Annotated in this window: 16 protein-coding genes and 1 riboswitch; of the genes, 3 read left to right on the top strand and 13 right to left on the bottom strand. The window is 53.0% G+C overall.

The genetic code is table 11. The annotated features are described in order from the left end of the window. Positions 1-65: 65 nt before the first annotated feature. Positions 66-1163 carry a redox-regulated ATPase YchF gene (gene ychF / locus LIZ87_RS05940; RefSeq protein WP_178314278.1) on the top strand — a complete coding sequence of 366 codons (1098 nt, stop codon included), beginning with the start codon at positions 66-68 and terminating at the stop codon, positions 1161-1163. Positions 1164-1291: 128 nt separating this feature from the next. Beyond that, a complete protein-coding gene (locus LIZ87_RS05945) occupies positions 1292-2734 on the top strand; it encodes an alanine/glycine:cation symporter family protein (RefSeq protein ID WP_227145793.1) in 1443 nt (480 codons plus the stop codon). Positions 2735-2817: 83 nt separating this feature from the next. On the opposite strand, the gene LIZ87_RS22350 is transcribed toward LIZ87_RS05945, so the two are convergent. From LIZ87_RS22350 to LIZ87_RS05985, 9 genes are all read right to left on the bottom strand, one after another. Beyond that, positions 2818-2952 carry an OadG-related small transporter subunit gene (locus tag LIZ87_RS22350; RefSeq protein WP_264467920.1) on the bottom strand — a complete coding sequence of 45 codons (135 nt, stop codon included), beginning with the start codon at positions 2950-2952 and terminating at the stop codon, positions 2818-2820. Positions 2953-2967: 15 nt separating this feature from the next. Continuing rightward, a complete protein-coding gene (locus LIZ87_RS05950; protein ID WP_227145794.1) occupies positions 2968-4116 on the bottom strand; it encodes a sodium ion-translocating decarboxylase subunit beta in 1149 nt (382 codons plus the stop codon). Between the two features lie 120 nt (positions 4117-4236). Continuing rightward, complete coding sequence (locus LIZ87_RS05955) at positions 4237-5343, bottom strand: ABC transporter ATP-binding protein (RefSeq protein ID WP_178316211.1); 1107 nt, start codon at positions 5341-5343, stop codon at positions 4237-4239. Positions 5344-5425: 82 nt separating this feature from the next. Continuing rightward, on the bottom strand, positions 5426-6538 hold the full coding sequence (locus LIZ87_RS05960) for a FecCD family ABC transporter permease (protein ID WP_178316210.1): 1113 nt from the start codon (positions 6536-6538) through the stop codon (positions 5426-5428). A 61-nt stretch (positions 6539-6599) separates the two neighbouring features. Next, positions 6600-7757, bottom strand: a complete 1158-nt coding sequence (locus tag LIZ87_RS05965; protein ID WP_227145795.1) for an ABC transporter substrate-binding protein — start codon at positions 7755-7757, stop codon at positions 6600-6602. 44 nt (positions 7758-7801) lie between these two features. Continuing rightward, positions 7802-8905: a hypothetical protein gene (locus LIZ87_RS05970; RefSeq protein WP_227145796.1), complete on the bottom strand. Its 1104-nt coding sequence runs from the start codon at positions 8903-8905 to the stop codon at positions 7802-7804. Positions 8906-9119: 214 nt separating this feature from the next. Beyond that, positions 9120-10112, bottom strand: coding sequence for a sirohydrochlorin cobaltochelatase (locus LIZ87_RS05975; RefSeq protein ID WP_330664550.1), 993 nt, complete (start codon positions 10110-10112; stop codon positions 9120-9122). A 194-nt stretch (positions 10113-10306) separates the two neighbouring features. Continuing rightward, positions 10307-10502: riboswitch (cobalamin riboswitch) on the bottom strand. A 172-nt stretch (positions 10503-10674) separates the two neighbouring features. Continuing rightward, on the bottom strand, positions 10675-12450 hold the full coding sequence (locus tag LIZ87_RS05980) for an ABC transporter ATP-binding protein (protein ID WP_178313533.1): 1776 nt from the start codon (positions 12448-12450) through the stop codon (positions 10675-10677). Next, on the bottom strand, positions 12440-14194 hold the full coding sequence (locus LIZ87_RS05985; RefSeq protein ID WP_227145797.1) for an ABC transporter ATP-binding protein: 1755 nt from the start codon (positions 14192-14194) through the stop codon (positions 12440-12442). The genes LIZ87_RS05980 and LIZ87_RS05985 overlap by 11 nt, the downstream gene beginning before the upstream one ends. Positions 14195-14583: 389 nt before the next feature. Here LIZ87_RS05985 and LIZ87_RS05990 point away from each other — a divergent pair, with 389 nt between their 5' ends. Continuing rightward, positions 14584-15444 (top strand): LysR family transcriptional regulator, encoded by an 861-nt coding sequence (locus tag LIZ87_RS05990; RefSeq protein ID WP_178315643.1) that lies wholly within the window; start codon positions 14584-14586, stop codon positions 15442-15444. Here the strand turns inward: LIZ87_RS05990 and LIZ87_RS05995 are convergent. Genes LIZ87_RS05995 through LIZ87_RS06010 form a run of 4 tightly spaced genes read right to left on the bottom strand, consistent with a single transcriptional unit; the run spans position 15439 to position 17958 of the window. Continuing rightward, positions 15439-16266: a YihY/virulence factor BrkB family protein gene (locus LIZ87_RS05995; RefSeq protein ID WP_178315645.1), complete on the bottom strand. Its 828-nt coding sequence runs from the start codon at positions 16264-16266 to the stop codon at positions 15439-15441. The two genes, LIZ87_RS05990 and LIZ87_RS05995, sit on opposite strands and share 6 nt — an antisense overlap. A 24-nt stretch (positions 16267-16290) precedes the next feature. After that, a complete protein-coding gene (locus LIZ87_RS06000; protein WP_227145798.1) occupies positions 16291-16566 on the bottom strand; it encodes an acylphosphatase in 276 nt (91 codons plus the stop codon). A 29-nt stretch (positions 16567-16595) separates the two neighbouring features. Next, the gene (locus LIZ87_RS06005; RefSeq protein WP_178315649.1) at positions 16596-17540 is read right to left on the bottom strand and encodes a 2-hydroxyacid dehydrogenase; all 945 of its coding nucleotides are present in this window, start codon (positions 17538-17540) and stop codon (positions 16596-16598) included. Positions 17541-17565: 25 nt separating this feature from the next. Next, positions 17566-17958 (bottom strand): cupin domain-containing protein, encoded by a 393-nt coding sequence (locus LIZ87_RS06010; protein WP_227145799.1) that lies wholly within the window; start codon positions 17956-17958, stop codon positions 17566-17568. Between the last annotated feature and the right edge of the window lie 12 nt (positions 17959-17970).

A 17970-nucleotide genomic window follows, 5' to 3' on the forward strand; every position in this document is an offset into this window, starting at 1 on the left:
GTATTGTTTATAGATGACATGCAATCACATGATAGACAAACCATTTAAGATAGGAAGGTAATCACATGAAATTAGGAATCGTAGGACTCCCCAATGTGGGCAAGAGTACCCTGTTCAATTCACTGACAAAGGCCGGGGCGGAATCAGCGAACTATCCGTTCTGTACCATTGATCCCAATATCGGTATTGTTCCTGTGCCGGACTACCGTCTGGACAAGCTGACGGAAATGTATCACTCCGAGAAGACGACTCCCGCTGTGATCGAATTTGTGGATATTGCAGGCCTGGTAAAGGGTGCCTCTAAGGGTGAAGGCCTGGGCAACCAGTTTCTCTCCAATATCCGTGAGGTGGATGCGATCGTCCATGTGGTGCGCTGCTTTGATGACCCCAATGTCATCCATGTGGATGGCAGCGTGAACCCCTTAAGGGATATTGAGACCATTAATCTGGAGCTTATCTTCTCTGATATTGAGATCCTGGAGCGCCGGATCGCAAAGCAGTCTAAGGGCGCTTTTAATAACAAGGATCTGGCAAAGGAGGTTGCTCTCTTAAAAGAGCTCAAGGAGCATCTGGAGGAGGGCCGCCTGGCAAGAAGCTTTGAGGTGGAGGATGAGGATGACAGAGAATTTATCAATTCCCTGAACCTTCTTACCTGGAAGCCTGTGATCTTCGCTGCCAATGTGGCTGAGGATGATCTGGCAGATGACGGCGCTTCCAATGCCTATGTCCAGTCTGTCCGCAGCTTTGCCTCTGAAAACGGCTGTGAGGTCTTTGTGATCTGTGCGGAGATCGAGCAGGAGATCGCCGAGCTGGACGAGGACGAGAAGAAAATGTTCTTAGACGACTTAGGCCTGACAGAATCCGGTCTTGAGAAGCTGATCGCGGCCAGCTACCGCATCCTGGGTCTCATGAGCTACCTGACGGCAGGCCCGCAGGAATCACGCGCATGGACCATCAAGGTCGGCACAAAAGCTCCACAGGCAGCAGGCAAGATCCACAGTGACTTTGAGAGAGGCTTTATCCGGGCTGAGGTGGTAAATTATGATGACCTTATGGCCTGCGGCAGCATGAACGCTGCTAAGGAAAAGGGTCTTGTGCGCTCTGAGGGCAAGGAGTATGTTATGAGGGACGGAGATGTGGTTCTGTTCCGGTTTAATGTGTGATCTGACATCCTTTCGGACAGGCGGTATGCATCCCTTCTTGGGGCGTACCGCCTGTTTCTTGCTTTTCCGCGGACACTGTGCTAAAGTAAACGTATTGATCTTATTTTATGAGGCGGGGGATAGGAAGAATGGAACTATTCAGCAATGTGATTGAAACAATCAATAACTATCTGTGGGGGATCCCTATGATCGTCCTGCTTTTTGGTACTCATATTTTTCTGACCCTGCGCACAGGCTTTATCCAGCGCAAGACCTTTACGGGTATCAAGCTCTCCATCACCAGGGATCCCGATTCCAGCGGTGATATCAGCCAGTTTGCTGCCCTTACCACTGCCTTGGCCTCCACCATAGGCACAGGCAACATTATCGGAGTTGGCACAGCCATTGCCCTGGGCGGTCCCGGAGCTGTGCTGTGGTGCTGGCTTACCGGCGTGTTCGGCATTGCCACAAAGTATGCGGAGTCTCTGATCGCCGTAAAATACAGGGTTCGCACAAAGGACGGGACCATGCTGGGAGGTGCCATGTATGCTTTAGAGCGGGGACTTCATATGAAATGGCTGGCTGTGGCCTTCGCCCTTTTGGGAGCCCTGACTTCCTTTGGCATTGGCTGCGGCGTACAGGTCAACGCCATTTCCAGTATTATCAACAGCAATGTAAAGCCAGCTCTTATTTCCAGCTCCCAGGGCATGGCAAGCCTGATCGGAGCTTATCCATGGCTTATCAGCCTCACAGTGGGTATCATCACCGGAGCTGTCACATGCCTTGTCATCTTCGGCGGCGTGAAGTCCATTGCAAAGGTATGTGAAAAACTGGTTCCATTTATGGCATTTTTCTATGTGGCAGGCTGCCTTATCATATTGATTATCAACAGAGCCTACCTGGGAGAGACCTTCTCTGTGATCTTCTGCAGTGCTTTTACGGAGGTGGATTCCATTGCCGGAGGCCTGGTGGGATCCGGCATTATGATGTCCGCCCGCTACGGGATCGCCAGAGGACTATTTTCCAACGAATCCGGTATGGGCTCTGCCCCCATTGTGGCAGCTGCCGCCCAGACCCGTAATCCTGTGCGTCAGGCTCTGGTATCTGCCACCGGGACCTTCTGGGATACTGTAGTAGTCTGCCTGCTCACGGGCCTCGTGCTTGTCAGCAGCATCATTGGTCAGGATTCCATCCATGTAGCAAGCCTCTCCGGCGGAGAGCTGACAAATGCTGCCTTCAGCCTGATCCCTTATATCGGACAGCCGATCCTGATCATCGGCATTATCACCTTTGCCTACTCTACCATTTTGGGCTGGTCCTATTACGGTGAACGCTGCCTGGAATATCTGCTGGGCAAGGGCGGCGTCATGCCCTACCGCCTGGCCTGGATCATCATCCTGATCGTGGCCCCTGTCCTGAAGCTGGAGCTGGTATGGAGCATCGCTGACACCTTAAACGCCCTGATGGCAATCCCCAATCTGGTGGCTGTACTGCTTTTATCAGGGGTGGTTGCAAGGGATACGAAGTATTATCTGAAGCATCTGGATGAAACGGATGAGACGGTGATACCGGTGATCGAGGATAAGCTGTAGATCTGTTGGCAGAAAAACGGGTATCCTGCAGCCAAATCAAGGCTTTCAGGATACCCTTTAGAGATTGCTCCCATATTTTTCTGTTATTCTTCCTTCTTCCCTCTGGTAAGCTTCCCCAAAACCATCACTGCAAGCATGATGATAATGATCGCAACAAAGATCCCGCCCATGCCCTTTGCCATGATCTCCAGGGCAATTTTTATGTTCTGTATATTCATATTCTCGCTTCCTCCCTACAGATATTGTGTTACAATGCTGATCACAAGGCCGCCTGCGATGACGGAGGCTACCTGGCCGGAGACGTTGGTTCCTGCGGCCTGCATCAGGATGATGTTGCCCGGCTCCTCCTTTGCAGCCATCTTCTGGACAACACGGGAGGACATGGGGAAGGCAGAAATGCCGCAGCCGCCGATCATGGGATTCACCGGCTTCTTCCCTGCCATTTTTAAGAACACATTCACAAGCTTCGCAAAGAGCACGCCGCCAATGGTGTCAAACACAAAGGCCACCAGGCCCAGCCCCATGATCATGAGAGTGGCAGGATTGACAAACTGCTCTGCCCTCATACTGAAGGAAATGGTGATCCCCAGCATCAGGGTAATGATATTGGCCAGCTCATTCTGGGCGGCCTGGCTTAAGCTGTTAAGCACACCGCACTCCCTTAAGAGGTTTCCAAACATGAGAAAGCCCACCAATGCCACGGACTGCGGGGAAATAAAGCCCACGATAATGCTTACTGCAATGGGGAAGGCAATGCGCAGCGCCTTATTGACGCTCTTCGGATTGTATTCCATGTGGATGCACCGCTCCTTGTGGGTAGTCACCAGCCGGATGGCAAAGGGCTGGATGATCGGCACAAGGGCCATGTAGGAATAAGCTGCCACTGCAATGGGGCCCATATAGTTGGAGCCCAGAACCTGGGATACCAGGATGGAGGTCGGTCCATCCGCTGCTCCGATGATGCCGATAGAGGCAGCATCCTTTAAATCAAAGCCCAGCATGCAGGCAATGAGAATGGCTGCAAAAATACCAAACTGCGCTGCTGCCCCAAACAAAAACAGCACCGGCTGGCTGAGCAGAGGGCCGAAGTCGATCATAGCCCCTATGCCGATAAACAGCAGGATAGGCATTGCCTCCGAAGCCTCGATCCCTGTCTCAAACAGCCACTGTATGATCCCTGCCGCCGGGACCTTGCCCTGGACCATCTGATCCACTACGCCGGAATAAGGGAGATTTACAAGAATTGCCCCAAAGCCCAGCGGAAGCAGCAGGGAAGGCTCATATTCTTTTTTCACCGCCAGCCATATGAGCAGTATCCCCACTGCGTACATCACGATCTGCTGCCATGTGACAGCCATCAATCCATCCAATAAAAACTTCATTTTGTCCTCCTTGTTATGATCACTTTTCAGTCGCCTTGTCCTCCATGGCCAGTATCTCAGAATCCGCCTCCATGTACTTTCATGGTGCGGTGGCGCGTCCGCTGCCCGGCGCATGCAGGTTTATACAGTGCCCGCTTTTCCTGTGCTTTTCGCATATTCCCAGAGCCCGCGCAGCGCATCTGCAAACTCCCCAGGCCTATGGAGATCCACAGTACAGACAACCTTCCTGCATTTGCTGATCAGCTCCTCTGCACGCTTCACATGCTCTGTGCTGATAGGACAGAAGGCACTTTCACTTACCACCTCTGCTGCCAAAGCCCTTGCTGCCGGGTAGTCCAGATCATTTTCCCACAGGATTCCGGCAGCAAAGGGGATCCCGGCCCGCTGAAGTTTTCGGAAGGTATGAGCCCCGCTGCCGTTTCCCGCAATAACAAATACCTCCGGCTCTCCCTTCGGTGTCTCCAGCTCCAGACATCCGGTCTCCTCATCATAGGAACCGGAGCCAATGTCAAACAGTTCCCTGATATAGCCTGGCGTAAATACCTCCTGGGGACTGCCGAAGCGATCCACCTTGTCTCCCTTGATACAGACCACCTTGTCGGAAATGCGCTCTGCCAGATCCAGCTCGTGAAGGGACATGATGACTGCCAGCCTTCCTGTTCTTGCCAGCTTCTGGAGCACGGACAGAAATTCCAGCTTATACTTGATATCCAGAAAAGAGGTAGGCTCATCCAGCACGATCATCTCCGGCTGCTGGCAGATCGCCCTTGCCAGCATTACCCGCTGCTTCTGCCCGTCGCTGGCTGTGGAGAAATCCTGGTCTGAGAGCTCTCTCACATGCACCAGCTCCATGGACTCTCTGACGATCCTTTTATCCTCCCCGGAAAGGACTCCGAACCTTCCGGTATAGGGATACCTCCCCGCAGCTACTACATCCTCGCAGGTCATAAGCTCCGGCCTGGTCCGTTCTGTCAGGACAACTGACATGGCTTTCGATAGATCCCTTCCGGGAAATTCCTTTATATTCCTGCCATCCAGATACACCGCTCCGCCCACAGGCTCCAGCTGCCGGATAATGCTTTTTAAAATGGTGGTCTTCCCCGCACCATTGGGGCCGATGAGAGTCACGATCTCTCCCTGTTTCAGCCCGATCCCGATCTCCTTTACCAGGGGGACTCCATGGTATCCCACAGTAAGGCCTTCCGTATAAAAGTAATATTGATTCATGGTCTTTTCCTCTCCCTTACTCTGAAGGTCCCGCCGCCGGATAGGCGGCATGTATTCAGGTATGCCAGATGCGCGCCAGCCTTCACCGTGAAGCGGCGCGCCCTCCGCCGGACCCACGCAGGTTCTGCCGTATCAAAATGTAAATGACGACCGGCGCTCCGAAAATAGCTGTCACAGTGCTGATGCTGAGCTCTGTGGGTGCAAACACCACCCTGGCCAGCAGGTCACAGAACAGGCAGAAGGCCGCTCCCCCCAGGAAGCAGGCCGGGATCATGAGAAGGGGCTTTGCCGTGCCAAACAGCTGCTTTACCAGGTGGGGGACTGCGATCCCCACAAAGGACACAGGCCCTGCAAAGGCTGTCACACAGGCGGAAAGCAGGCTGGAAAGCACCACAAGCCACATCCGGAAACGCCGGATATCCACTCCCATATTGGCAGCATATGCTTCCCCCAGCTGATATGCTCCCATGGGCTTTGCCAGGAGGAAGGCACCTGCGGACGCTGTCAGGATAACGGCCGCCATCACCGCCACATTCTCCCAAGTGATACCAGAAAAGCTTCCTCTGGACCAGTTATGCAGGTTCACGATATCCGCATCATCTGCGAATGTCACAACAAAATCCGTTACGGCCGAGCAAATATAGCCGATCATAACACCGCTGACGATCAGCATGGACATCCGGTCAATCAGCTTCGACATCAGGAGCACAAAGCCCATGGAGATCATCGCTCCCACAAAGGCTGCTCCGATCAGGGCAAGCGAGCTGACGGCAAGGGCATTCCCAATAAAGCACACCAGCACCAGGGAGACCACCAGCTTTGCCCCGGAGGAAATTCCCAGAATAAATGGGCCTGCTATGGGATTATGGAAAAATGTCTGGAGAAGATAGCCGGAAAGGGCAAGCCCTCCTCCCAGGATCAACGCTGCCAGAGCACGCGGAAAACGTATCTGCAAAATAATGTCGGAGGGTACGCTCTCTGATGCTTTGCCTGCCAGCACCTGGATCACCTGAAGAAAGGGGATTTTCACGCTTCCTCCGCACACATTGGCTCCCAGGAGGACAAGGACGAGAACAGCCAGGAATAAAAACGCAGCACAATAAAAGCGGGGACCTCTGCGCCCTGCCAAAGGTTTTCTTCCTGCTGCAGAATCTGTTTCAGCTGCTGCAGCCTCTCTCTCTCGGCTGTCTGTCATATTGTGCTCCTTTCCGCCTATTCCTGCTGTTTTCCCGTCATTCTGTTTCTCTGATGTGAGCCTATTTTAATTGGTACAGGTAGGTAAGCCCGTCTGTTTCCCCAGCCAGCATGTGATGGATATCGGAAATGATATCTCCCAGCTCCATGGAGGACTGGTAGAGATTCTTCGTGGTACAGAAAACCCGGTTTTCCTGCACTGCCTGAAACTTCTCAAACAGCGGGCTTTTTGCCAGAAAATCCTCCATGGAGCCCAGACCGCCCTCAATGGTGCTGTTGTAGATCACATAATCTGCATCCTTTGCAGCTGCGTAAAATTCCTCCATCTGCATGGTAACAGTGGAAGAGGCCATATCCTCCTTCTCTCCCAGCTGGTCAAAAATATATCTTCCCCCGGCCATCTCTATCATTTTAGGCAGATAGTCCGATGCTTTGCGCACATTGACCTCGCCATTGGCCGTCAGATAGAAAAACGCCACGGTCTTTCCGGAGGCCTCCTTTTCCCGAACCGCCTCAAAGGCCTTTTCCTGAGCCTCAAAGGCTGCGGCGGCCTCCTCCTCTCTGCCTGTCAGGATCCCATACAGCTTGACCCATTCTGTCCGGCCCAGAGGATTGTTCTCATAGCTGGAATGGTCCACCAGCACCGGAATATGGAATTTTTCCAGCTGCTCCTTCACCTCCGGCGTGTGGTAGATCATAGTATTCTCAATCGCCAGTCCGCACTGCTCTGCCAGGATCCCTTCATAATCCGGAGCCGAATACCGTCCTGCATAGAGGATATCTCCCTGCTCCATGGCGCTTTTTGCCTCCTCCAGATACCACCCCTCTGCCTTTAAGCCGGAAAAACGGACACAATCCAGGGCATCTATGGACACAAACATGTCCATAACGGCAGAGGCCACCAGGTAGATATTCCTGACCGGCATTTTTAAGGGTACAATATCCGGGGACAGATCCTCCGGTATCTTCCCTCCTTCCGGTATCACCAGAAAACGGCTGCTGTCTGAAATGCTGATCAGGACATAGCCATCCTTATAATAATCTGCCTTGAATTCCTCTGCATATTGCAGCTCCATACTGCGGTCATACTGCAGCATGGAACTGACAGTCCTCTCCTTCTCCTGTCCCGCGTCCTTTTTCAGGCCTGCGCAGGAGGAGGCCAGGATGGCGCAGATGATGCATACCACACATGCGATGGCCCTTGTCCGCCGTTTCATCATGCTCCATTTTCCCTTCTTTCATTTATAACCGCGAGCCCTTACAGTTACTGTTTTTTCCGCCGCAAAAAAGCGGCTGCGCATAAGATAAGGATTCCTGCTGCCGCTGCCACAGCCGCAAGAGGGCTCCTGACAGATGGCTGTGCCGGGGACTCTGCTGCCTTGATCGTATCGCCGTGAAAGGTGATCGTATATTCCACCTCATGAGGCGTACTCATAGCGGTGGTGTCCGCTGTCACCAAGACCTCCTCATCCAGCACTGTGAGGGGAAGGGCAAAAACAGAGTTTCCTTCTGTGTTCACAGGAAGATATTTCCGGCCGTCTGCGATCATGTAATCGTAATTTGAGCTGCTCCATGCGATCTGTACAACAGCCTCTCCCTCATGGACAGAAAATTTTGCCGGAGACTCTACTGCAGCCCTTCCCGTACCGCCTGCAAGAGTGATCTCCACCGTATAGTCTCCATCTGTCAGGGCAGTAAGCCTCTCCTCTGCTGCCTGCGTTCCTTCGGCAGCTGACGTTTTCTCTGCACTCTCAGCCTCTGCCCCTGCTGCACTCTCCTTTTCTGCCTTCAAGGCCGCGATCCTCTTATCTCTTGCGGCTTTCTTTAAGGCCTCATAGTCGGGAAGCTCTGCTGTTACCGCCCCCTCCGGAAGGCTCTGGGCCTCAAACAGGAGCGTACGGTCATACCACTTTTCTTTTCTTTTGCTGAAGGCAGCGCATTCGATGGGCTTGTCCAGAGCTTCCACCGGGATGGTGAAGGTATATTTTCCTTCTTCCTCTTCCACATAGTCAATATAGGAGGAGCCGTCATCTGCCGCTGCCTCCAGGCCCGTTCCCATGAACAGCTTTAAATAGCCTGTCCCGCTCAAGGTAAGGGCTGCCTCCATTTTCCCATCCTTTACTGTCAGAACCGCCTTTTCGATACGGAACATGGAGGAGCTGCATTCCACCTCCACATCATAGACGCCCTCTGATACTTCCGATCCGTCAACCGGGATCATTCCCTCCAGGCCCACCTCCTGGGCCGCCACCTTTTCATCCTCTGAGGCGACCTGATCGTAGGCTGCGCCAAAGCTGACTGCTGCGTTCCCTACCGGGCACAGGAGAAGGCCCGCTGCAAGGAGACATAAACACATTGTTTTCTTCATTCTGATCATTCCCACCATTGGAAATTCCCCCGCCTGTAAGATGCCCGGATAACCGGCATAACAAGCGGGGGGATATCACCACATATTTACCTGTAACGTTTCCGCCTTATCTCTCCATAAAAGTCCGCTTCCGGGAGCATAGGGCAGGTATGCCTCCTGCACCCTCCGAACCTTCACAGCGAGCAGCGCATCCGTCTGCCGGACGCACAGTGTCTTACTTGGAAAGGCTCTCTAATGCTGCCTTCGCATGATCTACGTAAATGGCGCGAACCGCCTCATTCTCACCCAGACCCTTGATCAGGCATTCCACCTCGTATCCTTCCTTTGTAAGTACGGTCTTCCAGGAATCCTCCTCATCTCCTGCCATATCATTGTTGGCATGGTCGCCTGCCACTACCATAAGAGGCTCCAGGACTACCTTCTTATAGGATCCTGCCTCCTTCAGAGCGGCTGTGATATCATCCAGGGAGGGCTCTGCCTCTACTGTGCCTATGTAATAGTGCTCAAATCCATTGGCAGTCAGCTTCTCCTGCAGCTTTGCATATACCTCGTTGGAATCTGCCTCTGTGCCGTGTCCCATGAATACGATGGCAGTCTCGCCGTCATCATAGGAAGCAGTTGCGTCTGTAATGGCCTTGATGACAGCCTCAAAGTCCTCATCGCTTGTCAACAGGGGCTCGCCTACTGCCACCTTCTCAAAGCTATCCTTATACCCCTCCAGCCCATTTACAAGATCTGTGTACTCAAATCCATTCATCAAATGGGTTGGCTGCACGATCAGGTTCTTGATCCCATCGGCAGCTGCCCTGTCTAAGGCTTCTTCCACATTATCGATCTCCAGCTGGTCTCTCTCCTTCAGCTTGTCAATGATGATCTGGCTGGTAAATGCTCTCCGCACCTCATACTCCGGGAAGGCTGCAGCGATATCCTTCTCGATTGCTCCGATGGTGATGTCCCGGCTGTCATTAAAGCTGGTGCCAAAGCTGACTACTAAGATCGCAGTGTCGGAGGCCTGTGCTTCTGTCTCTGCTTCCTCTTCCGTCTCAGCTTCTGTCTCTGCCTCTGTGGACGCTGCTTCTGTGGCTGTCTCTGCCGCTGTGGTTTCCGCAGCTTTTGTCTCCTCTGCTGCCTTGCTGCCCGAACAGCCGGTTAAGCCTGCCGCCGTGATTGCCAATGCTGCCATAATCGTTACCATTTTCTTTCTCATTGTCTCCTCCTTCTTGATGGCCTTACACCATCCCTTATGTTATGACTCTGTGGATCACTATCCTGCAGATTCAAAAATGCCTCTCTGGGAGGCATTAGGGCAAGAGGACGCAAATTGGACGCAGACCTTCCGCCGATATATGGCTTACCGGTGCTGTCATCCAGTTACGACCAGTTACTCGTGGCCCAGGGAAATCCCCGCTCTATCCGCAGGCAGGTCTCCTGACTCATAGATCACCACAGGGAACCGCCTTCCCGATCGCTCAGTGACATCTTGGCTCCCTATTCCCTACTCACAGTGACGAGTTCGTACAGGACTTGCACCTGTTTCCCTTTTCACCGGCATGGACGATGGACTGACCATGCCGACACCTGCGGCGGCAGATTTATAGTCTCTGCAGGACTACATGCTTAGAGCGCATATGAAAACTCATACACGCTCTTACTGTATCACATCAATTAGGGAATTGCAACAGCAGGCTTCAATTTGCTTTCTTTACGCGTAACCGTTCAGGCGGCTGGAGCGAGAGCCGCCCTCCTGGCAGCTGCCTGAACGGTTACGTTTATGCCCTCGCAAACTGGCTGTTATAAAGCTCTGCGTAGAAACCGCCCTTTTCAAGCAGCTCCTCATGGCGCCCCTTCTCCACAATATGTCCATCCCGCATCACTAATATCACATCGGCCTCCTTGATGGTGGACAGGCGGTGGGCGACGATGAAGCTGGTGCGGCCCTCCATCATGCGGGCAAAGGCCTTCTGCACCCGGATCTCCGTTCTGGTATCGATGGAGGAGGTGGCCTCATCCAGGATCAGCATCGGCGGCAGGCAGAGCATTACCCTGGCAATGCAGAGAAGCTGCTTCTGGCCCTGGGACAGGTTTCCTCCGTCCTCGCTGATCACGGTGTCATAGCCGTCCTTCATTCTCATGATAAAGCTGTGAGCATGGGCCTCCTTTGCTGCCCGGATGATTTCCTCCTCCGAGGCATCCGGCCTGCCGTAGGCGATATTTTCCCGTATGGTCCCTGATTTCAGCCAGGTTTCCTGGAGTACCATGCCGTAGCTTGCCCGGAGGCTTTCCCTGGTGACCTCACGGATGTCCTTTCCTTCCACCCGGATCGCGCCTGCATTTACATCATAGAAACGCATGAGCAGGTTGATGATGGTGGTCTTTCCGCAGCCTGTAGGCCCCACAATGGCCACTCTCTGACCCGGCTTTACCCGGAGGTTCAGATCCTCTATCAGCTTTCTTTCCGGAGTATAAGAAAAATGTACATGCTCCAGCTCCACATTTCCGGGCGCATCCCGGAGCACGGCGGCTCCCGGAACATCCTCCGGTATGGTCTTCTCATCGATCAGCTCAAACACGCGTGCAGCGGAGGCCAGGGCATTCTGCAGCTCTGTCACCACGCCGGATATCTCATTGAAGGGCTTTGTATACTGGTTGGCATAGCTTAGGAAGCTGGTGAGCTGTCCCACGGTCAGCATCCCGCGGATAGCCCCGTAAGCCCCTGTAATGCCCACAGCCGCATAGACCATGCTGTTGACAAAGCGGGTGGCAGGATTTGTGATGGAGGAGAAAAAGGTGGCCCGCAGGCTGTAGCCCGCCAGGCGGTCATTGATCTCCTGAAAACGCTCCCCTGCCTCCTTCTGATAGCCGAAGGCCTGGACCACCTTCATATTGCCCAGCATCTCCTCTGTGAGGGAGGTCAGCTCTCCTCTTGTCTCAGACTGGTGCTTGAACATGATAAAGGTCTTTTTCGCGATAAAGCTGGCCACGAACAGGGATATGGGTGTCAGGACTACCACCACTGCCGTGATAAAGGGATTGATGGAAAGCATGAACAGCAGTGTGCCTGCAATGGTCATAACTCCGGTGAACAGCTGGGTAAAGCCCATCAAAAGGCCCTCTGAAAACTGGTCGATATCCGCTATGATCCTGCTGATGATATCTCCGGAGGCATGGGAATCAATATAGCTTAAGGGCAGTACCTCCAGATGGTTAAATGCCTTTGTGCGGATGTCCTTCACCACCCGGTAGGTGATGATATTGTTGATATGGTTCATGAGCCACTGGCTCACGGAGGTCAGTGCCATGGCTGTGAGGATTTTTGCTAAAATGGATGTAAGGCCTCCAAAATCCACGTGTCCGGGACTGACGATCCTGTCCACTGCCTGGCCTGTGAGGATCGGAACATAGAGCGTCAGGGCAACGGTCACCACTGCCAGGAAAAGAGACAGCATAACACCCCATTTATACTGGGCAATATAGCGCAGGATACGCTTTAAGGTCGCTCTGCTCTTATCCTTGTCCAGAGCCTGCTTTTTTGATTTACTGCTCATCTCTTTCCACCTCCTCCTTTGAAAGCTGTGACAGGCAGATTTCCCTGTATACGCTGCATTCCTTTAACAGCTCCTTATGACTGCCCATGCCGGCCAGACGGCCGTCATCCAGCACCAATATGGTATCTGCCTGTTTAATGGTGGTTGCGCGCTGGGATACAATGAATACGGTCATATCCTGTGTATTTTCCCGAATGGCCCTCCGCAGCCTTGCGTCTGTGGCAAAGTCCAGGGCCGATGCGCTGTCGTCCATGATCAGGATCTGGGGCCTGCGCACCAGAGCCCTTGCTATGGTGAGACGCTGGCGCTGGCCGCCGGAAAGGTTCTTTCCCCCCTGGTCGATGTGCATATCCAGGCCCTGCCCCTTTCCTTCTACCACTTCCCTGGCCTGGGCAGTGTCAAGGGCTTTGTAGATCTCCTCGTCTGTGGCATCTGCCTTGCCCCACTTCATATTGTCCCGCAGGCTCCCCTTAAAGAGAACGGCTCTCTGGGGCACTATGCCGATTTTTTCCCGAAGCTCAGAAATGCCGTACTCCCGGACGTCCTTGCCGTCCACCAGCACCTGGCCCTCCTTTGCATCGTAAAATCTGGGAATGAGGTTGACTAAAGTGGACTTGCCGGAGCCGGTACCGCCGATGACACCGATGGTCTGGCCCCTGAAGGCAGAAAAGGAGATGCCGCTTAAGGCATCGGACTTCGCTCCCGCATAGGCAAAATCCAGATCCTTAAACTCCACCTTGGGACAGGGATCAGAAGTCTGGCTTGGGGCCGGACGCGATGCCCTTTCCGGCTCCTTAATGGAGGTCTCGATCCGGAAGATCCCATCCACACGGTTCATGCAGGCAATGGCCTTTGATATCAGAATGATCAGGTTTGCCATCTTGATCAGCTCTACCAGTATCTGGGACATATAGTTCACCAGGGCAATCACCTTTCCCTGGGTGATCATGCCTCCTTCCACCTGATTCGCTCCCACCCAGATAACGGCTACGATCGCCAGATTGATGATCACATATGTCACCGGGTTTAAAAGGGCAGATATCTTTCCCACAAATACCTGCATTTTCACAAGGCTCCCGTTCTCCTCCTCAAAGGCCTTCCGCTCGCTTTCCTGGCGGTTGAAGGCACGGATGACGCGGACGCCGGTCAGGTTTTCCCTGGTGGACAGAAGGACCTTGTCCAGCTGGCGCTGCACTCCCTTATATAAAGGCATGCTCACCAGCATAATGCCGAACACCACCACACAGAGAGCCGGGATGGTGATAAGGAACACCATGGCGGACTTCACATCCACGGTAAAGGCCATGACCATGGCTCCGAACACCACAAAGGGGGATCGCAGCAAGAGGCGCAGCGTCATGTTGATGCCGCTCTGCACCTGGTTGATGTCGCTTGTCATCCTTGTGATCAGGGTGGAAGTGCCCACCGTATCGATCTCTGTGTAGGAAAGCCCTCCTATGTGGGCAAACAGATCGTTTCTTAAGGATGTGGCTGTTCCGGTAGCTGCCTTTGCCGCAAAATACTGGGCTGTCAGGGAACAGGTGAGTCCGATGAGGCCCAGAAGCACCAGAAGTCCCCCCATCTTCATCACATAGGAGGTATCCCCCTTCCCAATCCCCACATCCACCATACTCGCCACCACCAGAGGTACAAACAGCTCAAAGCTGGCCTCCAGCATTTTAAACAGCGGCCCCAGTATGCTTTCTTTTTTGTAAGCCTTCATGTAGCCTAGAAGTCGTCTCATGGTTTCCTCCATATTTCTCTGTTCTTGAGTTTTTGCATGCTGCGCCGAGACTGCCGGGAGGACGGCTGGTGCGACTTTGCAGGACATTAGAAGCACTTAGGCAGCTGGTTTTTCCGTTCAGAGCAGCATCAATGATTGTTTGAGCGCAGCGAGTTGCTTTGATGCTGCTCTGGTTCTTAGGAAAAATCAGGGGCCTTAGTGCTTCTTATGTCCGAAACCGGAGCGCCAGACGTCCTCCCGGCAGTCTTGGTGCAGCATGCGGAAACTCAAGTTTTTTTGTTTACTTGTGTTTTTTTGCACTGTCTGCTATTATAGCATAGAATAAACCATATGAAAAATATTCCTTTTATATGGTTTCCATATTTTTATCCTATAGGAGATAGGCGAAGATGAATTTAAAACAGATGGAATATTTTACAACGATCGTAAACAGCGGCAGCATTTCCGCCGCAGCAAAGGCCCTCCATATCTCCCAGCCTCCCTTAAGCATGCAGATGAAGCTTCTGGAGGAGGAGCTGGGCATCACCCTCTTTGAGCGCGGCTCCCGGTCCATCCTCCTGACCGAGGGCGGAAAGCTGTTCTTTGAGCGTGCCTCGGACATCCTTGAGATGACAGGAGGCTTAAAGCAGGAGATGGAGCAGCTGGGCAAGGGCTTAAAGGGCTCCCTGCGCTTAGGGATGATCTCCTCTGTGGAGACAGAGGCCGTCATCGGGCACACGGCAGCCTTCCGCAAGCTCCATCCGGAGGTGAACTTTCTCATATATGAGGGGAATACCTATCAGCTTCTCGACAAGCTGGATACGGGGATCATTGAGGCTGCCATTGTGAGGACGCCTTTTCCTGAGGGATCCTACGAATGCCTTTCCCTGGGCTCCGAGCCTATGATGGCTGTCGGCAGGGAGGAATTCTTTCCGTCATCCTCCGTGGACGGCGTTTCCCTAGAATCCCTCTCCTCCTGTCCCCTTATCATATACCGGAGATGGGAAAATGTCCTTAAGCATAGCTTTTCCCACAATCCCCCGGATTATCTATGCATCAATGATGATGCCAGGACCAGCCTGGCCTGGGCCAAGGCCGGAGCAGGCATCGCCATTGTGCCGGCCTCCATAGCAGGCTGCAGCAGCCAGGGCATTTCTGTAAAGCCCATCCTTGATCCCGGCCTTGAAAGCCGTATCACCCTGATCTGCCGCAGGCACAGCTCCTCCTCCTCCATTGTCCGGGAGTTTTTCAGCTTTTGGAACGCTCTATGATCTCCTGTATTCATTCCATATATAGTTGATCTCTGCTCCAAAAAACAGGATACACATGCAGGCATAAAGCCACAGAAGCAGCAGGACGATCGCTGCCAGGCTTCCGTACATGTAGGAATAATTTTTCCCTCCGATCCGGCTGAAGTACAGGGAGAAGGCCAGGGAAAAGCCCATCCAGCCCGCAGTGGCGCAGACAGCGCCCGGGAGCTGCTCCCTCAGCTTCAGCTTTTTATCCGGCACAAAGGTATAAATTCCCAAAAAGAACACAAGGAGCACCATGGCAGACCACAGTGCCCGAAAGCCGATGATGTGCGTCACAAAAACGGCGAGAACAGGAAGCCGTTTTACGAGAAACGCCTGCAGCATATTTCCGAACACAAGGATGCCCAGAGACATGATGCAGACCAGCATAAATACAATCGTGTAGCCGGAGCATATGAGCCTGTTTATCACATACCAGCGCTTCTCCCCATGACCGTGCACCCGGTTTAAGCCTCTGGCAACGCTGAACATGCCCCGGCCTGCGGACCAGAGCGCAGTGACAGCAGTCACAGACAGCATGGTGGCCGGTGATTTTAAAGACAGGTCATTGACCATGCGGAAGGCCAGGGATTTGTAATCCACCGGCACAAGTCCCACCACCAGTTCCAGAAACTGTGCATTGGTAATGCTTGGTATCATCTGGATCGCTGTCAGAAGGAGCATGATAAAGGGAACCACGGACAGGATAATGAAAAAAGAGACCTGAGCCGCATATACGGTCATTTCATCTTCTGTAAATTTGTCATAGATCTGTTTTGCTGTCACAATGAATCCCACCATAGCTGAACCTCTTTTACCTGCGCTCTAATACATTTCCCGAAAGCCTCTTTCCCCGTTCACGAGGGGGAGCCGCTGGGCCTCCATCCGGTCGATCCGTATAAAACGGCCCTCCTCCAGGCTGTTTAGCATTCTGTCAATCAGTACCTCTTCCCCCTGGACCTCCATCTCCACGGTACCATCCCACAAATTTTTCACCCATCCGGTGAGACCCAGAGGGCGGGCCAGGTAGCAGGCTGTATAGCGGAAACCCACTCCCTGGACACGGCCATGAAAAATAATGTGCTTTCTGATCCTTTCCACTGATTCCTCCCTGCGCATATGCTGTGCTGCTATTTCATCACATTCTGAGGTGTGCCTGCAAGGTAGTGCGCCACATTGTCAAACACGATCACTGCACGCTTCACCAGTGCCTCCTTTGTGGCAAAGGCCACATGAGGGGTCACGATCGTATGAGGCGCCTGGAATAAGGGATGAGACCGATCGATGGGAGGCTCATTTTCAAACACGTCAATGCAGGCTCCCGCAATGTCTCCCCTCTCCAATGCCTCTGCCAGAGCCTGGGAATCCACAACCGGTCCTCTGGCTGTGTTGATCAGGACGGCATTTTTCTTCATAAGGCCAATGCGCTCTTTATTCATAAGTCCTCTTGTCCCCTCATTTAGCGGTGTGTGAAGGGATACAATGTCACTCTGGGCAAGAAGGGTCTCAAGATCCACATAGGTAACGCCGGGAACCTCCTTTTTCGTCCTGCTGTAGGCAAGAACCCTGCAGCCAAAGGCCTGGGCAATGGCTGCCACCCGAAGGCCGATGGCCCCGGTCCCCACCACGCCGAAGGTCTTTCCCTCCAGCTCAAAGCCCACTAAGCCATCCTTTGTGCCGCCCTCACGGCAGACATGATCGCAGGCAATGATGTTCCGATAGAGGCTGATCAGCATGCCGAAGACAAGATCCGCCACTCCGCAGGTGGAGTAGCCGGCACAGTTGCACACCATGATTCCCTGCTCCCTGCATGCGTCCATGGCAATATGGTCCACGCCTGTAAATGCAACGGACAGAAGCTTTAATTTCCTGCAGCCCCGGATCACCTGGGCATTCAGGGGAAGGTTGGAAACAACGATGATATCGGCCTCCTCTCCCCTTCTTATCAGCTCTTCTGTGTCCGTGGTGCGTGTATCATAGTATACAAGCTCTGCCTCTTTCCCCAGCTTCTCCTCTGCAATGGCAAGGAGCGCCTCCTTTTCCACACCTAATGGTTCTATTATAACCACTTTCATTTGTTTTCCTTCCTTTCTCTGTTCCCTATGGAGCCGGAACAACTATTTTATCTGTTTTTATCACTTCCCGCTTATCTACGCCCTCAGGCACAAAGCGGAATACGGTAAATTCTGCCGGCTCATCTGTTTCATTGGAAAATGTATGTATGGACCTTCCTACGCGTATGAGCCCGCCGGGCCCTGTCTTTCTCGTCCTTGTCTCTCCATCCTCCTGCCAGTAAGCCGTCAGCTCCCCCTTTGTCACAAGAAGGGTCTCCTCGATCTTCTGGTGGTAATGCCATTCCTGGACCGTATGGGGAGCGATCCTGTTTAAATGGATCTCATATTCCTCAAAGATAAAATAGCTCACATCAGTGCCGTTTGACTTGCTGACATTGACGGCGTCTTCTTTTCCATAAAATTCCATTTTTGTCTCCATATAGCAACTTCC

Origin of the sequence: Lacrimispora sp. 210928-DFI.3.58, from assembly GCF_020554865.1 — a bacterium.
Taxonomy (GTDB): Bacteria; Bacillota; Clostridia; order Lachnospirales; family Lachnospiraceae; genus Enterocloster.

Coding starts and splice junctions, on each gene's coding strand:
- LIZ87_RS05970 (WP_227145796.1), bottom strand. CDS start 8,905: ATGAAGAAAACAATGTGTTTATGTCTCCTTGCAGCGGGCCTTCTCCTG.
- LIZ87_RS05975 (WP_330664550.1), bottom strand. CDS start 10,112: ATGAGAAAGAAAATGGTAACGATTATGGCAGCATTGGCAATCACGGCG.
- LIZ87_RS22350 (WP_264467920.1), bottom strand. CDS start 2,952: ATGAATATACAGAACATAAAAATTGCCCTGGAGATCATGGCAAAGGGC.
- LIZ87_RS05945 (WP_227145793.1), top strand. CDS start 1,292: ATGGAACTATTCAGCAATGTGATTGAAACAATCAATAACTATCTGTGG.
- LIZ87_RS06005 (WP_178315649.1), bottom strand. CDS start 17,540: ATGAAAGTGGTTATAATAGAACCATTAGGTGTGGAAAAGGAGGCGCTC.
- LIZ87_RS05955 (WP_178316211.1), bottom strand. CDS start 5,343: ATGAATCAATATTACTTTTATACGGAAGGCCTTACTGTGGGATACCAT.
- LIZ87_RS05990 (WP_178315643.1), top strand. CDS start 14,584: ATGAATTTAAAACAGATGGAATATTTTACAACGATCGTAAACAGCGGC.
- ychF (WP_178314278.1), top strand. CDS start 66: ATGAAATTAGGAATCGTAGGACTCCCCAATGTGGGCAAGAGTACCCTG.
- LIZ87_RS05960 (WP_178316210.1), bottom strand. CDS start 6,538: ATGACAGACAGCCGAGAGAGAGAGGCTGCAGCAGCTGAAACAGATTCT.
- LIZ87_RS05985 (WP_227145797.1), bottom strand. CDS start 14,194: ATGAGACGACTTCTAGGCTACATGAAGGCTTACAAAAAAGAAAGCATA.
- LIZ87_RS05950 (WP_227145794.1), bottom strand. CDS start 4,116: ATGAAGTTTTTATTGGATGGATTGATGGCTGTCACATGGCAGCAGATC.
- LIZ87_RS05995 (WP_178315645.1), bottom strand. CDS start 16,266: ATGGTGGGATTCATTGTGACAGCAAAACAGATCTATGACAAATTTACA.
- LIZ87_RS05965 (WP_227145795.1), bottom strand. CDS start 7,757: ATGATGAAACGGCGGACAAGGGCCATCGCATGTGTGGTATGCATCATC.
- LIZ87_RS05980 (WP_178313533.1), bottom strand. CDS start 12,450: ATGAGCAGTAAATCAAAAAAGCAGGCTCTGGACAAGGATAAGAGCAGA.
- LIZ87_RS06010 (WP_227145799.1), bottom strand. CDS start 17,958: ATGGAGACAAAAATGGAATTTTATGGAAAAGAAGACGCCGTCAATGTC.